Source organism: Pseudomonas marginalis, assembly GCF_001645105.1.
Lineage (GTDB): Bacteria > Pseudomonadota > Gammaproteobacteria > Pseudomonadales > Pseudomonadaceae > Aquipseudomonas > Aquipseudomonas petroselini.
The window spans coordinates 247630-273125 of record NZ_LKEG01000036.1 but is presented as its reverse complement, the minus strand read 5'-3'; the positions used below and the strand labels follow the sequence as shown (position 1 = coordinate 273125).

Annotated in this window: 26 protein-coding genes; 15 read left to right on the top strand and 11 right to left on the bottom strand. The window is 61.5% G+C overall.

All coding sequences use genetic code 11. From position 1 onward, the window contains the following. Positions 1-6: 6 nt before the first annotated feature. The 4 genes from AO064_RS12845 to hpaA form a co-directional block, all read right to left on the bottom strand. A complete protein-coding gene (locus AO064_RS12845; RefSeq protein WP_064053543.1) occupies positions 7-939 on the bottom strand; it encodes a SphA family protein in 933 nt (310 codons plus the stop codon). Positions 940-1007: 68 nt separating this feature from the next. Continuing rightward, positions 1008-2000: a helix-turn-helix domain-containing protein gene (locus tag AO064_RS12840; protein WP_012724428.1), complete on the bottom strand. Its 993-nt coding sequence runs from the start codon at positions 1998-2000 to the stop codon at positions 1008-1010. 169 nt (positions 2001-2169) lie between these two features. Further along, on the bottom strand, positions 2170-2592 hold the full coding sequence (hpaR, locus tag AO064_RS12835; RefSeq protein WP_046036095.1) for a homoprotocatechuate degradation operon regulator HpaR: 423 nt from the start codon (positions 2590-2592) through the stop codon (positions 2170-2172). Positions 2593-2776: 184 nt separating this feature from the next. Next, positions 2777-3682 carry a 4-hydroxyphenylacetate catabolism regulatory protein HpaA gene (gene hpaA, locus AO064_RS12830; RefSeq protein ID WP_046036096.1) on the bottom strand — a complete coding sequence of 302 codons (906 nt, stop codon included), beginning with the start codon at positions 3680-3682 and terminating at the stop codon, positions 2777-2779. Between the two features lie 179 nt (positions 3683-3861). On the opposite strand from hpaA, the gene AO064_RS12825 reads away from it, so the two are divergent. Genes AO064_RS12825 through hpaI form a run of 8 tightly spaced genes read left to right on the top strand, consistent with a single transcriptional unit; the run spans position 3862 to position 11099 of the window. After that, positions 3862-4530 (top strand): fumarylacetoacetate hydrolase family protein, encoded by a 669-nt coding sequence (locus tag AO064_RS12825; protein WP_064053542.1) that lies wholly within the window; start codon positions 3862-3864, stop codon positions 4528-4530. Beyond that, complete coding sequence (locus AO064_RS12820; protein ID WP_064053541.1) at positions 4527-5297, top strand: fumarylacetoacetate hydrolase family protein; 771 nt, start codon at positions 4527-4529, stop codon at positions 5295-5297. Before AO064_RS12825 ends, AO064_RS12820 begins: the two co-directional genes overlap by 4 nt. A gap of 5 nt (positions 5298-5302) precedes the next feature. After that, positions 5303-6763 carry a 5-carboxymethyl-2-hydroxymuconate semialdehyde dehydrogenase gene (hpaE, locus tag AO064_RS12815; RefSeq protein WP_064053540.1) on the top strand — a complete coding sequence of 487 codons (1461 nt, stop codon included), beginning with the start codon at positions 5303-5305 and terminating at the stop codon, positions 6761-6763. 50 nt (positions 6764-6813) lie between these two features. Continuing rightward, a complete protein-coding gene (hpaD, locus tag AO064_RS12810) occupies positions 6814-7671 on the top strand; it encodes a 3,4-dihydroxyphenylacetate 2,3-dioxygenase (RefSeq protein WP_064053539.1) in 858 nt (285 codons plus the stop codon). Between the two features lie 45 nt (positions 7672-7716). Next, positions 7717-8109: a 5-carboxymethyl-2-hydroxymuconate Delta-isomerase gene (locus AO064_RS12805; protein ID WP_012724435.1), complete on the top strand. Its 393-nt coding sequence runs from the start codon at positions 7717-7719 to the stop codon at positions 8107-8109. A gap of 50 nt (positions 8110-8159) precedes the next feature. After that, positions 8160-9464: an MFS transporter gene (locus AO064_RS12800; protein WP_064053538.1), complete on the top strand. Its 1305-nt coding sequence runs from the start codon at positions 8160-8162 to the stop codon at positions 9462-9464. Between the two features lie 13 nt (positions 9465-9477). Next, positions 9478-10281, top strand: coding sequence for a 2-oxo-hept-4-ene-1,7-dioate hydratase (gene hpaH / locus AO064_RS12795; protein WP_064053537.1), 804 nt, complete (start codon positions 9478-9480; stop codon positions 10279-10281). Between the two features lie 14 nt (positions 10282-10295). After that, the gene (gene hpaI, locus AO064_RS12790) at positions 10296-11099 is read left to right on the top strand and encodes a 4-hydroxy-2-oxoheptanedioate aldolase (RefSeq protein WP_064053536.1); all 804 of its coding nucleotides are present in this window, start codon (positions 10296-10298) and stop codon (positions 11097-11099) included. Between the two features lie 404 nt (positions 11100-11503). On the opposite strand, the gene hpaR (AO064_RS12785) is transcribed toward hpaI, so the two are convergent. Beyond that, positions 11504-11926, bottom strand: coding sequence for a homoprotocatechuate degradation operon regulator HpaR (hpaR, locus tag AO064_RS12785; RefSeq protein ID WP_064053535.1), 423 nt, complete (start codon positions 11924-11926; stop codon positions 11504-11506). A 237-nt stretch (positions 11927-12163) separates the two neighbouring features. On the opposite strand from hpaR (AO064_RS12785), the gene AO064_RS12780 reads away from it, so the two are divergent. The 6 genes from AO064_RS12780 to AO064_RS12755 all read left to right on the top strand — a co-directional run bounded on the left by AO064_RS12780 (position 12164) and on the right by AO064_RS12755 (position 17039). Beyond that, entirely contained in the window at positions 12164-13462 is a 1299-nt protein-coding gene (locus AO064_RS12780; protein ID WP_064053534.1) for an NAD(P)/FAD-dependent oxidoreductase, read from the top strand. A gap of 31 nt (positions 13463-13493) precedes the next feature. Beyond that, positions 13494-13859, top strand: coding sequence for a cupin domain-containing protein (locus tag AO064_RS12775; protein ID WP_012724441.1), 366 nt, complete (start codon positions 13494-13496; stop codon positions 13857-13859). Between the two features lie 57 nt (positions 13860-13916). Next, positions 13917-14576, top strand: coding sequence for a helix-turn-helix transcriptional regulator (locus AO064_RS12770; protein WP_064053533.1), 660 nt, complete (start codon positions 13917-13919; stop codon positions 14574-14576). 85 nt (positions 14577-14661) lie between these two features. Beyond that, positions 14662-15483 carry a molybdenum cofactor biosynthesis F family protein gene (locus AO064_RS12765; protein WP_064053532.1) on the top strand — a complete coding sequence of 274 codons (822 nt, stop codon included), beginning with the start codon at positions 14662-14664 and terminating at the stop codon, positions 15481-15483. After that, positions 15476-16276: an SDR family NAD(P)-dependent oxidoreductase gene (locus tag AO064_RS12760; protein WP_064053531.1), complete on the top strand. Its 801-nt coding sequence runs from the start codon at positions 15476-15478 to the stop codon at positions 16274-16276. Before AO064_RS12765 ends, AO064_RS12760 begins: the two co-directional genes overlap by 8 nt. After that, complete coding sequence (locus AO064_RS12755) at positions 16269-17039, top strand: SDR family oxidoreductase (RefSeq protein WP_064053530.1); 771 nt, start codon at positions 16269-16271, stop codon at positions 17037-17039. The genes AO064_RS12760 and AO064_RS12755 overlap by 8 nt, the downstream gene beginning before the upstream one ends. A gap of 620 nt (positions 17040-17659) precedes the next feature. Here the strand turns inward: AO064_RS12755 and AO064_RS12750 are convergent. The 4 genes from AO064_RS12750 to AO064_RS12735 form a co-directional block, all read right to left on the bottom strand. Beyond that, a complete protein-coding gene (locus AO064_RS12750; RefSeq protein ID WP_064053529.1) occupies positions 17660-18244 on the bottom strand; it encodes a TetR/AcrR family transcriptional regulator in 585 nt (194 codons plus the stop codon). Between the two features lie 14 nt (positions 18245-18258). Further along, positions 18259-19221 (bottom strand): transcriptional regulator FeaR, encoded by a 963-nt coding sequence (feaR, locus tag AO064_RS12745; RefSeq protein WP_064053528.1) that lies wholly within the window; start codon positions 19219-19221, stop codon positions 18259-18261. A 116-nt stretch (positions 19222-19337) separates the two neighbouring features. After that, positions 19338-19958: a DUF3156 family protein gene (locus AO064_RS12740; RefSeq protein ID WP_064053527.1), complete on the bottom strand. Its 621-nt coding sequence runs from the start codon at positions 19956-19958 to the stop codon at positions 19338-19340. Beyond that, positions 19903-21402, bottom strand: coding sequence for an APC family permease (locus AO064_RS12735; protein WP_064053526.1), 1500 nt, complete (start codon positions 21400-21402; stop codon positions 19903-19905). The genes AO064_RS12740 and AO064_RS12735 overlap by 56 nt, the downstream gene beginning before the upstream one ends. A 302-nt stretch (positions 21403-21704) precedes the next feature. Between AO064_RS12735 and AO064_RS12730 the strand changes: the two genes are divergently transcribed. Further along, entirely contained in the window at positions 21705-23033 is a 1329-nt protein-coding gene (locus AO064_RS12730; RefSeq protein ID WP_064053525.1) for an alginate export family protein, read from the top strand. A gap of 64 nt (positions 23034-23097) precedes the next feature. Here the strand turns inward: AO064_RS12730 and AO064_RS12725 are convergent, their stop codons facing one another. Together AO064_RS12725 and AO064_RS12720 are read right to left on the bottom strand one after the other, a co-directional pair. Continuing rightward, entirely contained in the window at positions 23098-24027 is a 930-nt protein-coding gene (locus tag AO064_RS12725; RefSeq protein WP_064053524.1) for a p-hydroxyphenylacetate 3-hydroxylase reductase component, read from the bottom strand. 56 nt (positions 24028-24083) lie between these two features. Further along, complete coding sequence (locus AO064_RS12720; protein ID WP_064053523.1) at positions 24084-25253, bottom strand: p-hydroxyphenylacetate 3-hydroxylase oxygenase component; 1170 nt, start codon at positions 25251-25253, stop codon at positions 24084-24086. Positions 25254-25496 lie beyond the last annotated feature (243 nt).

The window sequence follows — 25496 nt, the reverse complement described above, 5'->3', positions numbered from 1 at the left end:
AGCCCCCTAGAAACTTTGCGAAATACGCAGCGCCACGGTGTAACCCTCGGCACGGTTGCGGGCATCGGTTTCCTTGTAGGCATGCAGCCACACGGGAGGCAGACCGGGCTTGAAGTAACTCACTGCCGGCCCGATGGCCAGCACCCGCGCACGGTTGCCCGATTGCAGCCCGGGCGCATCGTCATCGGTGAACTGGCGGTAGTAGTAACCCCCCAGGCCCAAGGTCCACGGCCCCACGTGCTGACCCACGGCAAACTCGTGCCGGTACTCGACACCGTTCTTGTAATCGGTCGCGGGGTTGCGGGTATTGACGTCGACCTCAACGCTTGACGAAACCTCAAAGCCGCCGTCGGTGATGTAGGTCGCGTTGACGATTGGCGAAAACGTCCAATGGTTGAGCCCCGGCGAAATCAACCGATTCTTGTCGTAATCACCGGTGGGCGCCTGGATCTGCAACTGCGTGTTGATGAACAGATTCGGCGACAGGTTCCACTGCAGGATCACCGGCAGCAATTGCACGTCCGCCATGCGAAACGGATCAGCCTCAAGGCTCAGCGGCCCGACCGGCGTCGGCACCTTGACGGAGGCGTCCATCTTGAAAAACGGTACCACCGTGCCGAACCCGTATTGGGCGCCCAGCACGGTGTAATCCGTCATGCGCATGTAGGCGACGCCAATGGACAACACATCCAGTGAGAAGTGGTTGTCAACTGAGCGGCCGTGACGGTCCTTCTGCACGTTGGCGGAGTAAAACGCCGTTCGCAGCCCCAGCGTCCCGAACGGTGTGGCTGGCGGCATCATGCCCGCGCCAAAATCGTACACACCGACAGCGGTCGTCGGCGCACCGTTCTCGGTGCCGTGCACGCTGGCGCAGCAACCCAGCAGCCCCAGGGTAAACAGCGTCGTCCGTGCGACGCGTGCATTATTGTTATGAATCATCGAATGCCCCTCCCATCAAGTGGTGTGGGCCATCCTAGTAAGCGCCAGCGTCTGCCGGTTATCCGTTTTCAGCAGAGTTGAGTGCGACGCAGGGTCTGTGATGGGCTTTCGCCAAACATGGTGCGGTAATCGCTCGAGAACCGACTCAAATGCCAGAACCCCCAACGCGCCGCCACTTCTTGTACGCCATGGGATTGGGTGCGGGTTCGCAGTTCGCGGCGCACCGCATTGAGGCGCAGCGCACGCAGATAGGCCACCGGGTTGATGCCCAGGGTTTCCTGGAAACAGTATTGAAGTTTGCGCCGGCTGGCGCCGATGTGGTTGCACAGGTCAAGGATCGACAGCGGTTCGTCGAGGTGGCTCAACGCATATTCGCGCGCCCGGTCGACCATCCTTTTGCGCGCCGTCGGGTTAAGGGGCGGCGCCTGGTCCGGCGCGATCAACTCCAGCACGTGCAGCATCACCGCATCCCGTATGCCGCGCCGGATCGAGTCATGCCCCAGCACGGCATCACGGCCCTGGTCGCAACCCGCCAGCGCATCGAACAACCCTGCGAGTTCACGTTGCACAGATGAATCGCCCAAGCGGTAACACTTGGGAAGATCGGTAATTCGAAACTCACTGCCCTGACGCTCCAGGACGTGTGCCAGTGCGTGTTCTTCAATGGCCACACTGAGCAAATCCAAGTGCTGTGGCGTGTGCAGTTCGGGAAGGTTTTCACCGTGGGCCACCAACAGGCTGGGCGCATGGATCGGGTGACCCGAGCAATACACCGGGCCGTCGGCACTCAAGGGAAGGCTGAAGGTGATGGCGCCTTTCCAGGCTGCGCCACTCTTGATCATGGCCTGATTAGAGCGGTCGCGCACCAGTTGCATCCAGCCCGAGCGAAACTCCACCAGCTCACCTTCAAAGGCGCCCGGCGATAACTGATCGTAGCGAACCTGCCAGCCGCCCATATTGCGTGCGTGTTCATCGATGTCGCTGGTCAGAAAACGCTGGAGGGGTAGCGCCGGTGGAAGCACCACCGAGGCCGCAGGCATCCGCACATTATTATTGTTCATCGACCCAACCTTTTTCAGTTCCAAGGCTTACAGGTCAGATCGCACGCAAGTTCCATTCCGAACCTGGGGCGGGTCGTGTATTTGTGCCGAAATTGGATAGTGAAGATTGGCCAGCGCAATGCCCTCGCCGGGCAAACACGTTCACCTATTAACTATAGGTGTCGTGCATTCAAGGCTTGATATTTTTCAGCTCGTTCAGCAATCCCAGGAGTTGCTCCATTTTCTCGGCGCCAAACTGTTCTTCGATTTTCTGGTAGTTGCTTTCCATGCCTGCGCTCATGGAGACGAAGCATTGCTGGCCGCGCTCGGTGAGGCCCACGAACACCCGGCGCTGATCCTGGCTGGACTTCTGCCGCCGCACCAGGCCGTCGCGCTCCAGGCGTGTCAACACACCGGTCATGCTCGGCTTCAGGATGCAGGCCTGCAAAGCCAGTTGGTGGCTTTCGAGTTCACCCAGCTCGCGCAGGATCCGAATGACCCGCCACTGTTGTTCAGTCAGTTCATGCTTGTTCAGGGCCGGACGGAAGAAGGCCATTGCGGCCTCACGGGCTTGCAGCAGGGTCAGGGTCAGCGAAGGTCTTGGGTTGGCCATAAACGGCACCACTTGAATGGGCGAGCCGGCAGCTTAGTGTCGCCGGCCAGCGGCTGCAAGCGGCGTGGGCACGGTGAAAAGTACAAGCGGTTCTGTGTAAAAGCCATTCTGTCGCGCCACTGCGATGCGCATGATGATCCGCACACGATCAACAAGACCAAGGTGCGAAGCCGCTATGCCTGGCTCAACGCAACCCCGATTGGCGCTGGCGGTACTCCCCCGGTGTGAGCTGCGCGTAACGCTGGAAAAACCGGCTGAAATAGGCCGGGTCCTTGAACCCCAGCTGGTAGCAGATTTCGTTGGCCGAGCTGCCCGTAAACAGCAGCAGGCGCTTGGCCTCTTGCATCAGGCGTTCGAGGATCAGGCGCTTGGACGGCAGGTCGGCGATGCGGCGGCACACGTCATTAAGCCGTGCCTCGGTCACCCCGATGCCTTGGGCGTAACGCGACAACGGCCAGTGCTGCTGGTAGTGCGCTTCGATCAGCTCATTGAAACGGTGGAAGATTTTCAAGTCCTCGTGGCGGGCAGGCGTGGCTTTCAGCGAATGGGAACACAGCCGCAACAGGCTGATCATGATCAACCGCGTCAGGCTGTCCAGGGCCGCACTGCGCCCCGACCGCTGGGCTTTCATCTCGTCGCTCAGCGACTCAAACAGAACGTCCAACCGGCGGATATCGCCTGCGTATTGCGGCCCCAACTGCGCCAGGGCCACACACGCGGCGGGCAATTGCGCCCCCGTCGGCGCCAGGCTGGCGTCGGCTTCGATCAGTTGCCACACCAATTGCTGACGCACCGTCAGCACGTGCCCGTCGCTGTCCGGCTCGGTTACGAAGGAATGCGCGACCGTGGGTGGCGTGAGGAAGAACATCGGCCCCGATTCGACGTACTGCTGGTCGTCCAGGTACACGCGCACGGTGCCGCTTTTCACGTAGTGAACCTGGAAAAACCGGTCATGCCGATGCACCGGCATGTTACGGCCGAAAAAATCCGCCAGGTTGGCCAACTGGTCGTAATGCACTTCGGCATCGCTGTAGCGCTGGTCGTAGACCTGGCCAATGTTGATGTTCGGAATGGGTTGACGGTCGCTCATCGCACGTTACTCGTTTTTAGTGTGATTGCCGCCGTGCAGCGGCTCTCATCCTGCACCGATTCGGTCGGCACAACCACCGAAGAAACAGTCTGTCACGCTTGACGATAGTTAACATCTTAATTATAACGATTAACACATTAACTAAATCCAGGGCCTCCATGGACCTGCCAGGAGAATGCATGAGCCGCGCCTTGCATGACGTCGCGAAGGGCACCCTTTTCGGTGTCGCGCTGAACTACCAGGGGTTGCTCAAGCAGCACCTCGCCGAATTCGAAGCGCCGCCGTATCAGAAGCCGCCGGTCAAACCGGTGCTGTTTATCAAGACGCCCAACACGCGTAACTCACACGGTGGCGAAGTCGTGCATCCCGGCCAGGGCGAACGCCTGCAGCCTGGGCCGGCATTGGCGGTGGTGATGGGCAAGGACGCCAGCCGCGTCAGTGCAGCCGACGCTCTCGACTACGTGGCCGGTTTTACCCTCGTCAACGAGTTCAGCCTGCCGGAAGACAGCTACTACCGCCCCGCCGTCAAAGCCAAATGCCGCGATGGTTTCTGCGCCATCGGGCCCGAGCTGATACCTACGGCGCAGGTCTCGAACCCGCACAATCTCGCGATCACCCTGTACGTCAACGGCGAGATCCGCCAGCAAAACACCACGGCCAACTTCGTGCGCAACATTCCATTGCTGATCGCCGAGATCAGCGAATTCATGACCCTGCACGCGGGCGACGTGCTGATCACCGGCACTCCCGAAGGCCGGGTGGATGTGCAGCCTGGCGATACCGTGGAGGTCGAGATCAGTGGCCTGGGCCGCCTGGTCAATCACATCAAGGCAGAGGAGCTCTCATGAAACACGCCCGTATTCGCTTTGAAGGTGAAGTCCATTCGGTACAGGTCGAAGCTGAAAACGCCGTGCGCCTGGCCGACGGCCGCCTGCTGGCCGAAGACCAGGTGCAATGGTTGCCGCCGGCCACCGGCAACATGTTCGCCCTGGGCCTGAACTACGCCGACCACGCCGCCGAACTGGCCTTCACGCCGCCAACCGAACCGCTGGCTTTCATCAAATCCGTGGGGACGTACACCGGCCACAACCAGGTGACCTGGCGCCCGGATAACGTCGCCTACATGCACTACGAGTGCGAGCTGGTGGCCGTGATCGGCAAGCCGGCGCGCAACGTCAAACGCGAAGACGCGCTGGATTACCTGGCGGGTTACACCGTGTGCAACGACTACGCCATTCGCGACTACCTGGAAAATTACTACCGCCCCAACCTGTGTGTGAAAAACCGCGACGCCACCACGCCTGTCGGCCCGTGGATCGTCGACGTGGCCGATGTACCGGACCCGAGCAATCTGACACTGCGCACCTGGATCAACGGTGAACTGCGCCAGGAAGGCAGCACCCAGGACATGATTTTCGACATTCCCTACCTGATCGAATACCTGTCCAGCTTCATGACCTTGCAACCCGGCGACATGATCGCCACCGGCACGCCCGAAGGCCTGGCAGACGTGGTGCCCGGTGATGAAGTGATTGTGGAAGTCGAAGGCGTGGGCCGCCTGGTTAACCGAATTGTCAGCGAAACGGCGTTCTTCAACGCCCGTAAAGAGGCTTGAGCAGCATGATCAAACATTGGATCAACGGCCGTGAGGTCGACAGCAAAGACGTGTTCGTCAACTACAACCCGGCCACCGGTGAAGCCATCGGTGAAGTGGCCAGCGGCGGTGCCGAGGAAGTCGCGCAAGCCGTGGCGGCCGCCAAGGAAGCCTTCCCCAAGTGGGCAGGCACACCGGCCAAGGAACGTGCACGCTTGATGCGCAAGCTCGGAGAACTGATCGAACAGAACGTGCCACACCTGGCCGAGCTGGAAACCCTCGACACCGGCCTGCCGATTCACCAGACCAAAAACGTGTTGATTCCACGGGCGTCGCACAACTTCGATTTTTTCGCTGAAGTCTGCACGCGCATGGACGGCCACAGCTACCCGGTCGATGACCAGATGCTCAACTACACCCTCTACCAGCCGGTGGGTGTGTGTGCGTTGGTCTCGCCGTGGAACGTGCCGTTCATGACCGCCACCTGGAAGACCGCACCGTGCCTGGCGCTGGGCAATACCGCCGTGCTGAAGATGTCCGAGCTGTCACCGCTGACCGCCAACGAGCTGGGCCGGCTGGCCGTCGAAGCCGGCATTCCCAACGGCGTGTTGAACGTGATCCAGGGCTACGGCGCGACCGCCGGTGACGCCTTGGTGCGTCACCCCGATGTGCGCGCGATTTCCTTTACCGGCGGCACCGCCACCGGCAAGAAAATCATGCAGACCGCCGGCCTGAAAAAATACTCCATGGAACTGGGCGGCAAGTCGCCAGTGCTGATCTTCGAGGACGCCGACCTGGAACGCGCCCTCGACGCTGCGCTGTTCACCATCTTCTCGCTCAACGGCGAACGCTGCACCGCCGGGAGCCGGATCTTCATCCAGGAAAGCGTGTACCCACAGTTCGTCGCCGAGTTTGCCGCGCGCGCCAAACGCCTGATCGTCGGCGACCCGCAAGACCCGAAAACCCAGGTCGGCTCGATGATCACCCAGGCCCATTACGACAAGGTCACAGGTTACATCAAGATTGGTCTCGAAGAAGGCGCTACCCTGCTCGCCGGTGGCTTGGAGCGCCCGGCCAACCTGGCGGCGCACTTGAGCAAAGGCCAGTTTATCCAGCCAACGGTGTTTGCTGACGTGAACAACAATATGCGTATCGCCCAGGAAGAAATCTTCGGCCCGGTGGTGTGCCTGATTCCGTTCAAGGATGAAGCCGAAGCCCTGCAACTGGCCAACGCCACCGAGTATGGCCTGGCGTCCTATATCTGGACCCAGGACATCGGCAAGGCACATCGTCTGGCCTATGGCATCGAAGCGGGCATGGTGTTTATCAACAGCCAGAACGTGCGCGATCTGCGTCAGCCGTTCGGCGGTGTGAAAGGCTCAGGCACGGGTCGTGAAGGTGGCCAGTACAGTTTCGAAGTGTTCGCCGAAATCAAAAACGTGTGCATCTCGATGGGCAGCCATCACATTCCACGCTGGGGCGTCTGAGCGACACCAGAAGCCCCTAAGACAACAACAATAATTTCAGGAGAATCATCATGGGCGAAGTCGTCCTGGCGGCGAAAATCTGCCACGTACCCTCGATGTATTTGTCGGAGCTTCCCGGTAAACACCATGGTTGCCGTGAAGCGGCGATTGCCGGTCACAAAGAGATCGGTCGTCGCGCCCGCGAGCTGGGCGCCGATACCGCCGTGGTGTTCGACGTGCACTGGCTGGTCAACAGCGCCTACCACGTCAACAGTGGCGAGCACTTCAAAGGCATCTACACCAGCAATGAACTGCCGCACTTCATCAAGAACATGGAATACGAGTACCCAGGTTGCCCCGAACTGGGTGAGCTGATCGCGGCCGAGGCCAACGCCGCCGACGTGCGCACGCTGGCCCACAATATCCCGAGCCTGGAGCTGGAATACGGCACCTTGGTGCCGATGCGCTACATGCACATGGGCGTACCCGACGAGCAAACATTCAACGTGGTGTCGGTGGCCGCCTGGTGCGCCTGGCATCGCCTGCAAGACAGCTTCACCTTCGGCGCCGCTGTGCGCCGGGCCATCGAAAAAAGCGACCGCAAAGTCGTGGTGCTGGCCTCGGGTTCGCTGTCGCACCGTTTCTCCGACGACCGCAATGCTGAAGCCAATATCCATAACTGGACCCGCGAATTCGACAAGCAGGTCGACCTGCATGTGGTGGAACTGTGGCGCCAGGGCCGCTGGAAAGAGTTCTGCGCCATGCTGCCGGACTACGCCGAGCATTGCTTCGGCGAAGGCAAGATGCATGACACCGCCATGCTCCTGGGGTTGCTCGGCGGACCGGACTACGACAAGCCGGCCGAGATCATCACGCAACCCTTCGGCAGCTCGGGCACCGGCCAGATCAACGCCATTTTCCCTGTTTGAGCGCATGGCCGCCCGGTATCCCCGTGCGGCCTCAAGGAGCCCCTCATGCCCCACTTTATCGTTGAGTACACCGACAACATCGAACAGCAAGCCGACCTGCCTGGCCTGTTCGAAACAGTCCACGCCACCCTGGGCGACAGCGGCGTTTTTCCCCTGGGTGGCATCCGCAGCCGTGGCGTGCGCCTCGACACCTGGCGCATGGCCGATGGCAAGCACGACTACGCCTTCGTGCACATGACGTTGAAGGTCGGCCATGGTCGCGACCTGGCAACCCGCCAGAAGGTCGCCGAACAACTCTTCGCGGTGATCACCCAGCACTTCGCCGCGCTGCAGGACCAGCGGCTGCTGGCGTTGTCGTTTGAAATGATCGAGCTGCACGAGCAGCTCAACTTCAAGCAAAACAACGTGCACGCCTTCCTCAAGGCGCAGGTGGGCTGACACACCCACCCGCTCGTTCCATCGGCCTCTCAGACAAAAAGTATAAAACCATGAGCTCAGCCAATACCGCCGACACGCTCGGCACCGACGTCCGTGACCAAACCCACAGCACCGTGACTTGGCGGCTGATGCCGCTGCTGCTGATCTGCTACCTCTTTGCCCACCTCGACCGCATCAACATCGGCTTCGCCAAAATGCAGATGAGCGCCGACCTCAACTTCAGCGACACGGTCTACGGCTTCGGCGCCGGCCTGTTCTTCGTGGCCTACGCGCTGTTTGGCGTGCCCAGCAACATGGCCCTGGACCGCGTGGGCCCCAGGCGCTGGATTGCCGTGTTGATGGTGGTGTGGGGCGCGTTGTCGACGTGCATGTTCCTGATCGACAGCGCCATGGGCTTCTATGTGCTGCGCTTTTTGCTCGGTGTGGCCGAGGCCGGTTTCTTCCCAGGCATCCTGGTGTTTTTGAACCGCTGGTACCCGGCCGGTCGGCGCGCGCAAGTCACCGCCCTGTTTGCCATCGCCGTGCCGATGGCCGGGGTGATTGGCGGGCCGCTCTCCGGCGGCATCCTGGAACACTTTCATGACCTGGGCGGTTTGCGCGGGTGGCAGTGGATGTTCGTCATTGAAGGCGCCCCCGTGATTCTGCTTGGGCTGGTGGTGCTCAAATGCCTGCCGGACAGCTTCGAAACGGTGAAGTGGCTGACGCCCGTGCAAAAGCAGCAACTGCGCGAGCAGCTGCACCAGGAAGAACACCGCAAATCCATCACCTCGTTCTCGGCCATTCTCCGTAATCCGCAAGTGTGGCTGCTGGTGGCGGTGTATTTCGCGGTAATGCTGGCGGTCAACACCCTGGCGTTCTGGATGCCGACACTGATCCATGGCGCCGGCATCGGCAGTGACGGCAAGGTCGGGCTGCTCAGTGCGGTGCCCTACCTGGCCGGTTGTTTCTTCATGCTCGGCTGCGGACGTTCGTCCGACCGCCACCGCGAACGCCGCTGGCACCTGTGCGTGCCCTTGCTGATGTCGGCGGCCGGTATTGCCATCGCCGGGCTCGCCCCCGCCAACCCGGCCCTGGTACTGGGCGGCCTGATCATCGCCGGCATGGGTGCCAGCGCGGCGTTGCCGATGTTCTGGCAGTTGCCGCCGGCGTTCCTGTCCAACCACACCCAAGCCGCCGGCATCGCCTTGATCAGTTCCTTCGGCAGCATCGCCTCGTTCTTTGCGCCGTACCTGATCGGCTGGATGCGCGACACCACCCAGAGCGCCAGCCTGGCGCTTTACGTGCTGGCGCTGCTCATTGCACTCGGTGGCTTGCTGGTGCTGCGCACCCAGGCGGCCATCGTCAACCCTCAGTAAGAGAACCCTTGCCATGCTTGATCAACACCTCATTCAGCAAGCCGCCGCCCGCCTCGACCAGGCTGAACGCTCACGCGAGCAGGTGCGTCAGTTTTCCCTGGATCACCCAGAAATCACTATTGAAGACGCCTATGCCATTCAACGCGCCTGGGTAGCGCAGAAAATCAAGGATGGGCGCAAGCTGGTCGGGCATAAAATCGGCCTGACCTCCCGCGCCATGCAGGTTTCGTCCAACATCACCGAGCCGGATTACGGCGCGCTGCTCGACGACATGTTCTTCGATGAAGGCACCGACATCCCGTTCGAACGCTTTATCGTGCCGCGCGTCGAGGTGGAGCTGGCGTTCATCCTCGGAAAACCGCTCAAAGGCCCGAACGTGACGGTGTTTGATGTACTGGACGCCACCGAATGGGTGATCCCGGCGCTGGAGATCATCGACGCGCGCATCCAGCAAGTCGACCCGCACACCAAGGCGACCCGCAAGGTGTTCGACACCATCTCCGACAACGCCGCCAACGCCGGCGTGGTCATGGGCGGGCGTGCCGTGCGCCCCACCGAGATCGACCTGCGCAAGGTGCCCGCCGTGCTCTACCGCAATGGCGTGATCGAGGAATCCGGCGTCTCGGCCGCCGTGCTCAATCACCCGGCCAAAGGCGTGGCCTGGCTGGCGAATAAACTGGCGGCCTATGACGTGACCCTGCAACCCGGGCAAATCATCCTGGGCGGCTCTTTCACCCGCCCTGTCGCGGCCAACCCAGGCGATACCTTCCATGTCGATTACGACATGCTGGGCTCCATCGCCTGCCGATTCGTCTAACCGGAGATCGCTCGATGGATATGCCTGTCAACACCTTCAAACAGCGCCTGCGCAGCGGTGAAACCCAGATCGGCCTGTGGCTGGGCTTGTCCGATGCCTACTGCGCCGAGCTGGCCGCCAACGCCGGGTTCGACTGGCTGCTGATCGACGGCGAACATGCGCCCAACGACCTGCGCGGCATGCTCGGCCAGCTCCAGGCCGTGGCGCCCTACCCCAGCCATCCGGTGATTCGCCCGGTCGTCGGCAACACCGCACTGATCAAGCAAGTGCTGGATATCGGCGTGCAAACACTGCTGGTGCCCATGGTGGAAAACGCCGAGCAAGCGCGGCAACTGGTGAATGCCATTCACTACCCGCCCAACGGGGTTCGGGGCGTCGGCAGCGCACTGGCCAGGGCGTCGCGCTGGAACAGCATTCCCGGTTACCTCGACCACGCCGATGAGCAGATATGCCTGCTGGTACAGATCGAAAGCCGCGAAGGCCTGGCCAACCTCGACGCGATTGCCGCCGTGGAGGGGGTCGACGGCGTGTTTATCGGGCCGGCGGACCTGAGCGCCTCGATGGGCCATCGCGGCAACCCGGCTCATCCGCAGGTGCAGACGGCAATCGAAGACGCCATTGCGCGCATCCGCAGCGCCGGCAAAGCCGCCGGTATTCTCAGCGCCGACCCGACACTGGCCCGGCGCTACATCGAACTGGGAGCGGCGTTTGTCGCGGTGGGCGTGGACACCACAGTGCTGATGCGCGGGCTACAAACCCTGGCGGCGGCGTTCAAGGGTTCATCGGCACCCACCAGCACCGCTGGCGCCATCTACTAACGATGCAGGCGCCGGCTTTTGATCTGCTTGTGATCTGCTTGTGATCTTGATCTCAGGCGCCCCGTCAAACACGCTGGCCGAACGCAGGCTTGAATCCGTGGGCAACCCGGCAGGACGCCGGGTTAGCCGCCCCGCGCCATGGATGGCGCGTGGCGGCGGCCCACGGATTCAAGCCGGAGTGAGGGCACACCGAGCCTAGGCGAGGTGCCGAGTGTTGGGGCGAAGACTTTTTGCTTACTTTTGGGTCTCTCCAAAAGTGAGCCGCTGTAAGAGCGGAACCCTAAGTGGCCGTTACCTAAATAACGGATATGTACTCCGTCTGATCCAACATCCAGGTCGGCTGCCAGGCCGCCATCGGGGGCAAGCCCCCTCCCACATTTGGATCGGTTTACACCCACGCTTAATTAGCGCTTGAGGCCTTTAAGCTCGTTGAGCAAGGCCAGCAAAGTCTGCAACTTCTCTTCGCCAAAGTCCGCCTGTAAACGCTGGTAATTGGCCTCCATGCTCTGGCTCATCGAATCGAAACACGCTTGCCCCTTCTCGGCCAGCCGCACCAGCACACGCCGTTGATCCTGTTGCGCCTTGCGCCGCTCAACCATGCCCGCCGCTTCCATGCGCACCAGCACACCGGTCATGCTCGGCTTGAGGATGCACGCCAGCTCAGCCAGGCGATTGATCTCAAGCTCCTCGTGCTGGCTCAAGATACGAATGACCCGCCACTGCTGCTCGGTCAGTCCGTGTTGATTGAGCGAAGGCCGAAAAAAACCCATGGCGGCTTCACGCGCCTGGAGCAAAGTAAGGGTCAAGGATTGGCGCGGTTTGGACATAAATGGAGACGTCGTAATTAGTTAACAGATTAACAACACTCTAACACCGGCCGCCGATTGGCGTGTGCCGCTTTATTGCCCGGCCGGATTCATCGTTGACATTGGCAGCCACGATCAAGGCCGGCGGCACACAGAATCAAGACACCTACCGCTCGGAAGGCACTTAATACACCCCAACAGGCACAGAGCTGTTTGTCGGCTCTGCAGCGAGATCCCTTCACTTTTCCAGGCTGCGCCATGATCAATATCGAAACGCCTACCTACTATTCGGCAACCAAGAAATACAACCTCAGCTTTCCCACGCTCGAGCAGGACGTAGAAGCCGACGTGGTCGTGATTGGCGGCGGTTTCTCGGGCATCAATACCGCACTGGAACTTGCGGAAAAAGGCATCACCAACATCGTGGTACTCGAGGCGCGCTACCTGGGCTTCGGCGGTACGGGCCGCAACGGCGGGCAGATCATGGCGGGGATCGGCCATGACCTGGAAAAAATCAAGAACCAGGTGGGCGACGAGGGCCTGCGCCAGATCTTTGAAATCAGCGAGCTGGGCGCCGGCATCATCAAGGACCGTATCGCCAAATACGCAATCGACGCCGACTTCTGCCACGCCTATGGCTACATGGGCTTCAATGCCCGCCAGGAAAAAACCCTGCGCGCCTGGGAGAAGGACTTCCAGTCGATCAACACCAAGGACGAAATCCGTTTTATGGCCGGGTCCGAGGTCAAGCAGATCATCGGCTCCGACGCCTACACCAGCGCGTTGCTGCACATGGGCGGCGGGCACGTGCACTCGCTGAACCTGCTGCTGGGCGAAGCCAAGGCGCTGGCCGGTCATGGCGTGCGCATCTTCGAGCACAGCCCCGCCCTGGAGGTCAGCTACGGCGAGCGCATCACCGTGCGCACCGGCCGAGGTTCAGTCAAAGCCGCCAAGCTGTTGTGGGCCTGCGACAGTTTCCTCAACAAACTGGAACCTGAACTGCACAAAACCACCGTCAACACCTACGCCTTCCAGCTGATGACCGAGCCGCTGTCGGACGAGATGATCCACCGCATCAGCCCGATCCGCGGTGCCTACAGCGATATTCGGCCGGTCATCGACTACTACCGCGTCACCAACGAGAACCGTCTGCTGTTCGGTGCCGCCACGCCGTTTGTCGAGCACATCCCGCTGGACCTCAAAGCCTGGAACCGCAACCTGATGCTGAAGATTTTCCCGTACCTGAAGGACGTCAAAATCGACCTGGCGTGGGGCGGGCCGATGGCGACCGGGGCCAACCTGTTCCCGCAGATCGGCACGCTGAGCGGGCGCCCCAACGCCTTCTACGTGCAGGGTTACGCAGGTTTTGGGGTTACGCCCAGCCACATCATCTGCAAGGTCTTGGCCGAAGGCATGAGCGAAGGCTCTTCGCGCTACGACCTGATCAGCTCGGTCAAGCATGCGCAGATCATGGGCAAGGATCATATCCGCCCACTGCTGCTCACGGCCGGCAAAAGCCTTCACCAACTCTCGGGCTACTTCAACGGTCGCCGTTAAGCCCCGCTGTTTCATTCACAGGAGAACTGCCATGCCCGTTACAACCCTGAAAAAAGATACCCAATTGTCGGACCTCGATGCCTGGGGCACCGTTGCCGACCTGGGCTCCGAGATCCTCGAAGGTGAAGTCAACGCCTTTGGCAAAATGACCTTCGGCGCACCGACCGACCCCGTCAGCAGCGCCTATTTCGGCACCACCCAAGGCAAATTCCGGATGGTCTACCCGTTCGCCGAGCAAGCCACGGTGGTCACCGGCGAAGTGCTGTTGACCGACGAAAGCACCGGCCAGACCACCCGCTACAAGGCCGGCGACAGCTGGTTTGTGACCAAGGGCACACCGGTATTGTGGGAGGTGGTGAGCGAGAGTTTTGTGAAGCATTATTTCGCGGTAGTCTGATCGCTTTCGCCTGCTGGCTTCGGCCAGCAGCGTTTCCTCCGGCGCAGGTGACTGACCATGCACACCCTCCCCGCTCAGGAAGTTGCCGGCCATTGCCTGCAGGCTTTTACCCAGCTCGTCCCCGTCAGCCAGGCGGCGTTCTATTGTGTCGACCGCCAACTGCAAGCGTGCGACTTCCGGCTGCACGGCATGAGCCGTGAAATGCACCGCGACTATCTGGACAACTACCGCCAATTCGACCCGTTGCAACCGCGCAATTGCCTGTCCAGCGGGTTGACGGTGGTGCCCCTGGGTTTCGCCATGGCACGCCAGCCGCCGCGTGACAGCCACCGTTACCGGGACTTCCTGCAGCGTTACGGCGTGGTCGATGTGGTGGAGATCGTCGCCCATCGCGCCGACCAGCCGCAGGCGGCCATCTCCTTGCTGCGCACCGCCGAACAAGGGGTGTTTACCGCCGACCAATTGACTCAGCTCAACGCGTTGCAGGCGTTGCTGCAGATGGCCGTGGCCAATATGCAGCCCTGCGACGATGCGCTGGCCGGGCTTACGCCCAAAGAGCGCCAGATCGCCTGGTTATTGCGTCAAGGTGCAAGCAACAAGCAATTGGCACTGGAGCTGGGCGTCGGCCTGCCGACCATCAAGACCCACCTGATCCACCTGTTTCGCAAGACGGGCGTGAGCAGCCGCACCGAGCTGGTCGCCGCGCTGTTTCTTTAAGCCGCCTCAACCCTTCGGTTGATAGGCGAGCCTCCTCGCCCGCCGCATGATCCGGGATGTCCATTCCATCAACCGGAGCCATGCCATGACCACCCAATCCGACTGGATCACCGTAGGCGCCCTCGCCGACGGTTTCGCGCCCGACGCGTTTATCCTGCCCAACCTTGCCGACCTCAACGGCAAGACCTTCCACCTGCACTTCGCCAACGGCTGGCAGATCGAGCATCGCTTTGACACCGAGGCGTTGCAATGGCACGCCGCCGACGGTCACTCCAGCGGGTCGGCCGCATACCGCGCCACCTCGGTACGCCCGGGCCTGTACTTGGTCGACTTCATCAAGCACGAGGCCGGTCAGGCCTGGTCGATCAGCCTGGTGCTGGACACCACCACGTCGTCCTTTACCGCCGTGATCGGCCGCATGCCCAAGCGCGAACAAACCGAGGAAGGCCTTTACAGCCGCGCCCTGGCCGGCAAGGCCCTGACCTCGGTGGACGTGGACTTCCTGCATGGCAGCCTGGACCAACCCTGGCAGCCCGGCCAATGCCCCCACGCGCCCACTCAGGAACTGACCGGCTTGCGCAACCTGTATCGCTACAGCCCCAGCGAAGTCTACGAACACATCTACCTGAACGATCAGTTCTATGCCTGGCAATGCCTCAAGGGTGTGGAGCAAGGCTTGTGCGACACCGACCGCTGTGACTACTACAAGATTGCCGATCAGTTGTACCTGTTCGTCTGGCGCGAAAAGATCATCCCCACCCTCGGTCTGGTCCTGATCGACCTGCAACAGCACCGCAGCGACGGCAAGATCTTCGGCTATGCCGGCGCGGCCTTCGATGAGCTGTCGAACTTTCCGGTCAGCTCCTACTGCCAAGTGCTCAACCGCACGGAGTATCCCGATGCCTGATCCACGTACCGTTGTGATCACCGGGGCCGGCACGGGCATCGGTGCCGCCTGCGCCCGGCTGTACGCCGCCGAGGGCGCCAACCTGGTGCTGATCGGCCGGCGCCGCGAGCCTCTGGAGCAAGTGGCCGGGGACACCGGCGGCCTGGTCTTGGTCGGCGACGCAGCCTGTCCGGACAGCTGGGAAGGCTTCGTCGCACAGATCCGTGAGCGCTACGGCCGCCTCGATGTGCTGCTGGCCTGCGCCGGTGGGCATGGTGTGGGCAGCGCCACCGAGACCAGCCCTCCCACCTGGGAGGCGGCCTTGCGCAGCAACCTGGACAGTGCGTTCTACAGCGCCCGCGCCTGCCTGCCGCTGCTGATCGAATGCGCCGGAACTATCGTGTTGCTCGGCTCCATCGCCTCCCTGGCCGCCGGTCCCGAAGTGTGCGGCTACACCACTGCCAAGCACGCGCTGCTCGGGCTTAATCGCTCCTTGGCGCGGGATTACGGCCCACGCGGCGTGCGCGTGAACGCGGTGTGCCCAGGCTGGGTCACTACGCCGATGGCCGACGAAGAAATGCAGCCGCTGATGAGCTTTTATGGGGACACACTGCCGCAAGCCTATGCCCGCGTATGCGCCGACGTACCGTTACGACGCCCCGCCAGCGCCGAAGAAATCGCCAAGGTCTGCCGCTTCCTGGCCAGCCGCGATGCCTCGATCATCACCGGGGCCAGCGTGGTCGCCGACGGCGGTTCGAGCATCGTCGATGTGCCGACACTGGCCTATGCCCATATGGAGCGCGCACATGCCTGACGACTTGAATTTCAGCGGCAAAACCGTGCTGGTCACTGGTGGCGCGCAGGGCATCGGCCGGGCCATCGTCGAGGCGTTTGCTGTGCGCGGCGCGCGTGTGATGATTGCCGACCTTCAGCTGGCGCAAGCCCAGGCGCTGGCCGACGACCTGACGGCGCGAGCGTGCCAGGTCGCGGCCATCGAGGTTGACCTGGCCGATGCGGCGGCGGTACTCGAATGGGTGAAGGGAATCGAACGCAGCTGGGGCCGCCTGGATATCCTGGTGCACAACGCCGGCTACTTTCCGTTGACGCCATTCGCACAGATCACCCCGGCGATTCTTGAGCGCACGCTGGCGGTCAACCTCTCGGCCCTGTTCTGGTTGACCCAGGCTGCCTTGCCCATGTTTCAACGCCAGGGCGGCGGCTGTGTGCTGGTCACGTCGTCGGTCACCGGGCCACGGGTTGCCTACCCAGGGCTCAGCCACTACGCGGCGTCAAAGGCCGGGGTAAACGGTTTTATCCGCAATGCGGCGCTGGAGCTGGCCGCCTACCAGGTGCGCGTCAACGGCGTGGAGCCCGGGATGATTGCCACGCCTGCCATGGATAACCTGGGCGACAACCAGGTCAATGCCGACATCGCCACCCGCGTGCCCCTGGGACGGCTCGGTGCTCCGGAAGATATTGCCGGGGCCATGTTGTTCCTGGCGTCCGACCTGGCGGCCTACATCACCGGGCAGACCATCGTGGTAGATGGCGGGTCGACATTGCCTGAGGTGAAATGACCTCTATCGGGCTGTAAACCGGATCAAAGGTTGGAGGGGGCTTGCCCTAATACCAGTCAGTTAAGGGCAAACACTGTACCTGTGGCGAGGGAGCTTGCTCCCGTTGGACTGCGCAGCAGTCCCAGTCTTTTGAAACAAAGAGCTGGGGCCGCTTCGCGGCCCAACGGGAGCAAGCTCCCTCGCCACAGGTTATTTTTTACCCTTTCTACGCCTTAACTGACTGGCATTAGGGCTTGCCCTCGATCGCAGTGGGTCAGTCACCGGATGCACCCACTGACACGCCCTCATCGGGAGCAAGCCCTTCCCACCTGTTGATCGCGATGTATCAGTTGAATAGCGCTCGGCCCTTTCAAGCATCGACAGTAATGGTCTGCATCACCCGGCAGACCCGTCTGGTGGATGGCGGGCTGTAAACCGGATCAACTGTGGGAGGAGGCTTGCCCTAATGCCAGTCAGTTAAGGGCAAACACTGTACCTGTGGCGAGGGAGCTTGCTCCCGTTGGACTGCGCAGCAGTCCCAGTCTTTTGAAACAAAGAGCTGGGGCCGCTTCGCGGCCCAACGGGAGCAAGCTCCCTCCCACATTTTGATCGGGGTGTATCCGCTGAAGAGCGGTCACCCATTAGAGCATCGACAGTGAATCACTGAACACCCGCGACAAGGCCGCAAGCCGTTTGACGTAACCCTGGGGCGTTGAGTAGATCAGCTCCACATGCAGGCTGTCGACGACACCCAGGTAGGCGTCGCAAAACACCTCAAGCGCCTCGGGTTGCACCGTGCTGTACCGACCTTGCGCTGCACGCTGAAAGTCATCGCGAATGCGCGCCAGGTAACCCTCGAATCCTGCGGTGATGACGCCGCGAATGTCCGCCGGCGGAAAGTACGCCGTGCGCAACAGGAAGCGCAGGTGCGCCGACCCTTCATAACGCCCGCTCAACCGTTCAAGGTGCAACTGCCCCGGCACGCCGGTGTGTCCGGCTTCCTCCTTGAAGCATTGCGCGATGTACGAGTGCTCATGGGCCAAGGCAATCTCGAAGACCTTCTGAAACAGCGCATCCTTGCTGACAAAGTGCGCATACAGCGACGCCTTGCGCATGCCGGCCCTCTCTGCGATTGCGCTCAGCGAGGAGGCGTCGTAGCCGTGGTCGGCAAAGTGTTCGACCGCCACGGTACAAATGTTATGGGCCGACAGGGTGAGCGGTTTCATTGATCGATGCGAACCTACGCCGCCCCGACCGTTTGCTGCAGGTGCGTAGACCGAAAGTCCTTGGGCGACAGGTCGAATTGCTTCTTGAACGAGCGGCTGAAGTGCGCGGAATCGGTGAAGCCCCATTTGTAGGCGATCGAGGTGATCGACTCACGCTTGAGGAAGGGGTTGGTCAGATCATCCGCGCTGCGTTTGAGCCTAGCACGCTGGATGTAGCGGCAGACGCTGTCGTCCTGCTCTTCAAACAAACGGTACAAATGCCGCACCGAGATGTTCAAGCGATTGGCCAGGCCCACCGGGCTCAAGCCGGGCTGGGTCAGCGATTCGTCGATGACTTTCTGTACGTAGCTGCGCAGGTTACTGCCCTGCAACGACGCCGCGCAGTCGCCCGGCGCGTCGTGCAATTCAAAGGCTGACCCGAGCAAGGAGACAAACGCTGCTTGCAGTGCATCGGCCTCTTCAATCGAGTCCTGCCCCTCCAGGCCTTCTCGGCACAGTTGGTCCATCAACACATGGAGCATGCGCCCACAGGCCTTGCTCGAAGAGATCTTGCCGAAGGTTTTCGGTGCACCACCCAGTTGCTTGCACACTTCATGGCGTGAGAGTGACAGGGACGCATGTTCGATAAGGCCGAACGGGCTGATCTCGATCGAGCCCGTGGAGTCCATCAGCAGCATATCGCCGGGGGCCAACTGGATGACTTGGCCGTTCTGGGTGATCTGGCAATAGCCGCTGCGCTGACTGACGAGGAAACAATGTTGGTCCATATCGTGATCGGCGTTGGGTCGCTCGCGCTTGATCAGCCCCGCATTGGTCCGCAGGTTGGCCAGTGACAGGCCGCCCCGGGAGTGCTTGGACACTTCACCGATGAACAGCGAACGGTTGAAGGCCAGTTCCGTGTCGAAATGGCCGCAGGCCGCCCGCAGGTCCCGAGTCCAGGTTTCCAACCCATAGTGCGCAGACTGATAAGTGCTCATGGCATCTCCACAATGGCTTCTTGTTTTTGTTGGCCAATAGTTAACATGTTATCTATATAGGCGCAACAAGTCCGTGATAGCGACTGTGGAAGCACTAATGATGCCAAGTATCCCGATCAGACGGCGCCCAATACCCGCTGCAAGCCCGCCAAAACAGTCAACAACCCTGCCCGTTGAGCGTCACTCAACGGAATGTAGCGACGAAACGCCGGCATGCGGTTGACCACCTCGCTGCCGCCGATGTGTTCCAGCCGCACCTGCCATTGATGCCCGCTCAACGCGATGTGCAGGCGCTTGAAGTCGAGCCCCATCAGCGCTTGATGCAGGCTGAGGTCGTCGTTCAAAGCCGCCTCGAGCCTGGCAAGTAGAGCCGGCTCTCCCGAGCGTTGCCGACACGCCAGCCCCGTGCGTCGAATCGCCCCGCGGTGGTGCAGCTCAAAGCGTGCACTGCCCTGCTCTGTGGCGGGCACCGTGAGCATGAATTCGGTCATGACCAGGTGCATCAGCAGTTGCGATTCGGTGCGTTCGGCAACGTCCACCTGCAGGCCGGTATCGTCCAAGCGAAACGCTGCACGGGCAGGCCCGGTCGAGGCGAAACTCGCCAGCCCGAGGTTACGCCTAACATATTCAAGCGTGACCCCCGGCCGGTAACCGGCCGGCGCCCGTTGGGCACTGAACAGCTCAGACAGCTTTTGCAGCCTGCTCGAGATAAGCGTTGTGAACGTTACCAGGTTCATGGGAAAACTCCTTGGCCAGCACTTCTTCGACCGAAGCGGGCTTGAATGGATTGACCTTCTGCACCACCAATGTCCAGAACAACGCGTACGCCGCCGTGATCCCGAGCATGACCCCGAAAGGCACATAAATATCTGCCGGGTTCATGCCCGGCGGGGTGATGAACCACATGCCCAGCAAGATGCCGACGCTGGAAAGAATCTGCGGCAACGGGAACCACGGCGACCGATAAGCCCGTGGCAGGTCAGGACGACGAATACGCAGGATAACCACCGACAGCGTCACCAGCAGGTAGGAAAAACTCCACGCACACACAGCGGCCAGCACCAGGTGCATGATGTTGTCGGTGTTGCCGCCCAACCACAGCGCATACAGGCACGGAATCAGCATCGCCACCAAGATGCACAACAGCGGCGTCTTGAAGCGCGGATGCAAGTAAGTGAACACCTTGGGCAGCGCGCCATCCACCGCCATGCCGTAGAGAATCCGTGGCACGCCCGCCATCAGCGTGTTGATGGTGGCGGCGCCGGCGAACAGAAAGCCAAGGCCCAGCCACAACGGGCCAATATCCCCCATGACCTGCTCGGCAAAGCGTGGAATCGCCATGGGCGTGTCCAACAAGTGCACGCCGCTGGCGGCATCCAGCAGTACGTTTTCCACCTGGCGCTTCATCGCGGCGCCGTAGATAAACATGCAGGTGGCCACGCTCAACAAGCCGAAAATCATCGCCTTGGGCATCACCTTGGCCGAATTGCGCAGGTCCGGCGCCAGCGGCGTGACGAACTCGCAGCCGACGAACATGAACATCGCCATGCCCACCAGCGACAGAATGGTGATCAGGTCGGTGCCCACCAGCGACACGCCGAACCAACCCTCGAGCTGCACCGCCGGCGCCGCGATCAGGCCCATCACGCCAAACACCATCAGCGTGGTCCACATGCCGAAGGTCAGGATGATCTCGGCCCTGCCAAAGGCGCTGACGCCAAAGGCATTCAGAATGCCGAACACCACCACAAACCCCACCCCCAGCAACCACGAACCGCCGGCAGACTCCGCCAGGGTGTTGAGGTGCTCGAAGTTCACCAGGGCCATGACCCCGGACAGAATCGTCTCCGCCGTCCCGGCAAACACATGCACGATCAGGTACGCCGACAAGGTGCCGGTAATTGCAAAGAAACGGCCCATGCCGCAGTTGATGTAGTCGTAGACCGAGCCGGTGGTCGGCAGGATTGAGGCGGCTTCGGCAAAGGTGGTCGCCTGGGCCAGCATCATCACCACCGCGATCAGCATGGCCACCGCGAACGCGCTGCCGCCGATGCCGAAGCCCATGGTCGCGGTGAGAATCACCGGGCTGGCCATGATCAGGCCGATGGTGCTGGCCAGCGCGGTCGGAAACCCGACGCTGCCCCGTTTCAAATGCTGTGTGAGCCGGTCATTGATCGACATGGTACGGATCCTCGAAAGCGGATTTCTGAGTGGATGCATCGAGCCGTACAAGGAGCCGGCGATAAAGCCCTCCCCAGCCAGTCCCTGATCGAAACGGCATCGTGCGCAAAATCACTGTGCGCCTCACACGCGCTGATCGTCTTGCCCATGTCTGCCGTCGCTTTTGCAGCTGCCTGCCAAGGCCTATGGCTTGGCGGGCAGGATCAATTACGTGGCACGCAGGTGAAAGACTTACCCCGCTGCGGATCATCTTAATGCGTCCTCGACCTATTGGCTGTCCAACCACGCTGGGGAACGTAACAATGGAGCACACACAAAAAACACGCAGGTTGTCCAAGGCCGTCGGCCTGGGTATCGCACTGTTGGTCGGCCACTCTTCGGCACAGGCCTATGCGCTGTATGCCGACGATGACACACACCTGAACGCGGACTTCCTGGCCGTATACGGGATGTTCAACAGCCGTCACAACTACGATGGCACGCCGGGCGGCTCGACCTGGCGCGAAGGGTTCATCAAGTATGGGTTGAGCGGCGATCAGGGCCTGGCCGGTAACGGCACCGCGTACGGCGCGCTCAGTTGGGTCAGCTCCGGCACCTGGGGCGACGGCGACGCGGCGGGCAACACCGATGGCAGCGAGCGCACGACCAAAATCGAAGACGCCTACCTGGGGTGGCGCTCGGCTGACCTGTTTCCGGCGCTGGGCAAGGACGGTGTGGACTTTTCCCTCGGCCGCCAAGTGGTCAAGATCGGACGAGGGTTCCTGATCAACGACGACGGCCCCAATCTGGGCAACGGCCCGGCGGACGGTGCGTTGAATCGCGGTGGCGCCTACTACCTCGCGGCACGTCACGCGTTCGACCGCACCGCCGTGTTGCGCCTGGGTGGGCAAGAGGGGCTGCACGGCTCGGTGCTGTGGCTCAAGTCGGATAACCGTGCCCAGGCTGAAACCGAGCTGGCGGCGGGCACCCTCGACTACACGGGTGCCGCCGGTACGCTGGGGTTGACCTGGGTTCATGGCATAAGCGTCACCGACCAGTGGGCCAGCGATTTCCAGAAACAGCGCGAGGGCCTGAACACTTACAGCCTGCGCGGCGAAGGCAGCGCGGGCATGGACAACGCCAGCTTCGCTTTCGAATACGCCTGGCAAGACAAGGATGCAGGGCCGCAAAAAGCCTGGTATGCCGAAGCCGGCTACACCTTCGCCGATGTCGGCTGGGCGCCGAAGTTGACCTACCGCTACACACGCTACTCACAAAAATGGGACCCGCTGTTCACCGGACTCAGCACCGGTTACGGCACGTGGTTCCAGGGCGAAGTGGCCTCCAATTATGCCGGCCCGTTCAACAGCAACACCGGTGTGCATCACGTTGGTTTCAGGGCGACACCGCTGGAGAACCTGACGGTCGGCGCGTTGTACTTCGACTTCACTACCTTGCGCAAAAACGATGCATTGAACCTGGATGCCCGTGAGCTGGACCTGTACGCCGAGTGGGCAGTCAACAGCCACCTGATCATCAGCCCGCTGGTGGGCATCTATCAACCCAAGAAAGATGCCGACACCGGGGGTAACCAGGTGGGAGGCAATCGCACCAACCTCTATAGCCAACTGACCGTGGCCGTGCCTTTCTGAAGGGCTTCAGGAGCTGCGCGGTGCAGCTCCCTCGCCACAGGTTCGGGGTTCATCTTCCTGGTGGTCAGCAGTGGCTGATCAGTTGCTTCAATACCGTCTTGAAGGTTTCGATCTGGTCCTGGCTGAACTCGGCGAATACTTTCTCCTGTTGCTCACGGGCGATGGCCCAGAGGTCTTCGGTCTGTTCGATACCGGCCGACGTCAAATAGACACCGTCGTCGTCGGCCACCAGCCCTTTGCGCTCGAGGTTGGCCACGGCGTCCTCGATTTCCCGCACCGGCATCGCCACTTCCCGCAACAATTCACTGGCACTCAGCCGTGCGTCGTTCCCCAGCACCATCAGCATCCGCGCCTCGTTGGTGCGCAGGCCGGTGGACAATTGCCGGGGCTGATAGCTGGACTGGTAGGCGCGTACCGCCTGGGTCATCAGGTAATACAGATTGTGACTCAAGCGCCCCTGAAAATGACTGCTGGGCGGTTGCCCTTCGTCGCGCTGGGTCATGCGGGTATGGGGCAGGACCATCGAATAAGCGCCCTGATGATAAAGCAGCGGCGCACGGCCGAAATCATCGAAGGCCACGACCTTGCCGATCATGATCCAATGGTCGCCGCCGTCCACCTGCTGGTATTTCTCGCAGTGAAACCGCGCCGAGCAATCGGCGAACACCGGCGCCCCGCCCTGCCCCGACTGGTACTCGATCTCGGCGAACCGGTCGTCCTTGGGCCGGGCAAAATTGTTCGAGAGGTCGATCTGGTCAGCGGCCAGCACGTTGACCGCAAAATGGCTGGCCTGCTCGAACACGCCGTGGCTGCTCGAACGTTTGTCGATACTCCACAACACCAGCGGTGGGTCCAGGGACACCGAGTTGAAACTGTTGGCGGTGACGCCCACCTTGCGGCCAGAGGCATCTGCGGCAGTCACCACGGTCACGCCCGTGGCAAAGTTGCCCAGGGCCCGGCGAAAGGCGCGTGGGTCAAAGGTCGATTCAGACATGCAAGACTCCCGGACTGCGTCAGGCGCAGCCCTGATTGTTGTTATCAAAAGCCGGTTCAGATCATGCTCGGGTCGGGTTCCAGGCCCATCAGCTCGCGGCCGAGGATCTGCGCGCACACGTCGTAGTCGGTGTAGGCATGGGCGCCGGTCATGTGCGAATCGCGGAACAGGCGTTGCATTTCGTTGTGTTCGAACCAGGCATTGCCGCCGGCGGCTTCGAACAGGCGGTCCACCGCCTGGATGCACATCTTGGTGGCGTAAGCCTGGTTGGTGCGCCAGAACGCCAGGGTTTCGCGGCTGGGATAACGCTGCTGCTCACTGTGTTCGGCGTGTTCGTTCCAGGTTTTTTCGAGAAAGGCACGCGCGGCGGCGACCTGGTGAGTCGACTCGGCCAGTCGCATCAACGCCGGGGTGGCGGCACCGACGGCGGCACCGGTGTAGGCACGCACGCGGGTCTTGGTTTTTTCGCGGAACACCTCGAGCATCCGCTCGGCAACACCCAGGCTGACCGTGGAAAAACCACTGGCAAAATAAGGCCGGTAGGGCGAGTAGAAAATCTTGCTGTCGGGGTACAAACCAAAGCCTGCGGACTTGCCTTCCATCATGTCCTTGGCCTTCTGGATGCGGTGTTCGGGCACCCGGGCCTTGTCGATGATCAACGTCTTGGTGCCGCTGCCTTTCATGCCTGCCGCAAACCAGTCATCGCGTATCTGATAATCGCTGCGCGGCAGCACCGCGAAGCAGTAATCCTGGGTGCCCTGGGCATTGTTGCGGCGAAACCCCACGATCGCCCACTCAGCGTGATCGCAGCCGCTGCTCCAGCCCATTTCGCCGCTGAACAACACCCCGCCGTCGACTTCCTCGGTGCGCCCGAACGGCGCAATGCTGCTACTGGCCGTGGCATTCGGGTCGGTGCCCCAGACCTCCTGCTGCAACTGGGCCGAGAACAGCGCCAATTGATGGCTGTGGGTACATAGCAGACTCATGGCCCAGGCGGTGCTGGCGCAGGACCCGGCGAGCAAGGCGATGCAGTCGGCAAACTGTGGCAATGACAACTCCATGCCGCCGAACGCTTTGGGTTGAAAGGCGCGGTGCAGCCCGATGCTTTTGAGCAGTGCGATATTTTCGGCAGGCACCTTGCGGTCCTGCTCGGCCATGAACGCGTTGGCCGCAATGGTCGGCAAGATGGACGTGAGGTCTTCGAGGAGCGGGTTTGGCTTTTTCATGGATGGCCCTGCTTATTATTGGATGTCCAGGCCACTGGTGAAATCGAGAAGTGGCGCCGGATGCAGGGCCAGTATGGTGCGAGCCTGGCTGGCGGAACATGCACCTTCCAGAGTCAAGATTGTACTTTTCATAGCCTTAACGTGATCAGCCGACCGCAGGCGCTGGCAGCCACAGACATGTCGCTCGGCAGCCACAGTCAAGCCCGGTGCAGTCACTGGGATTAACCTCGGGCTTTGCAATGT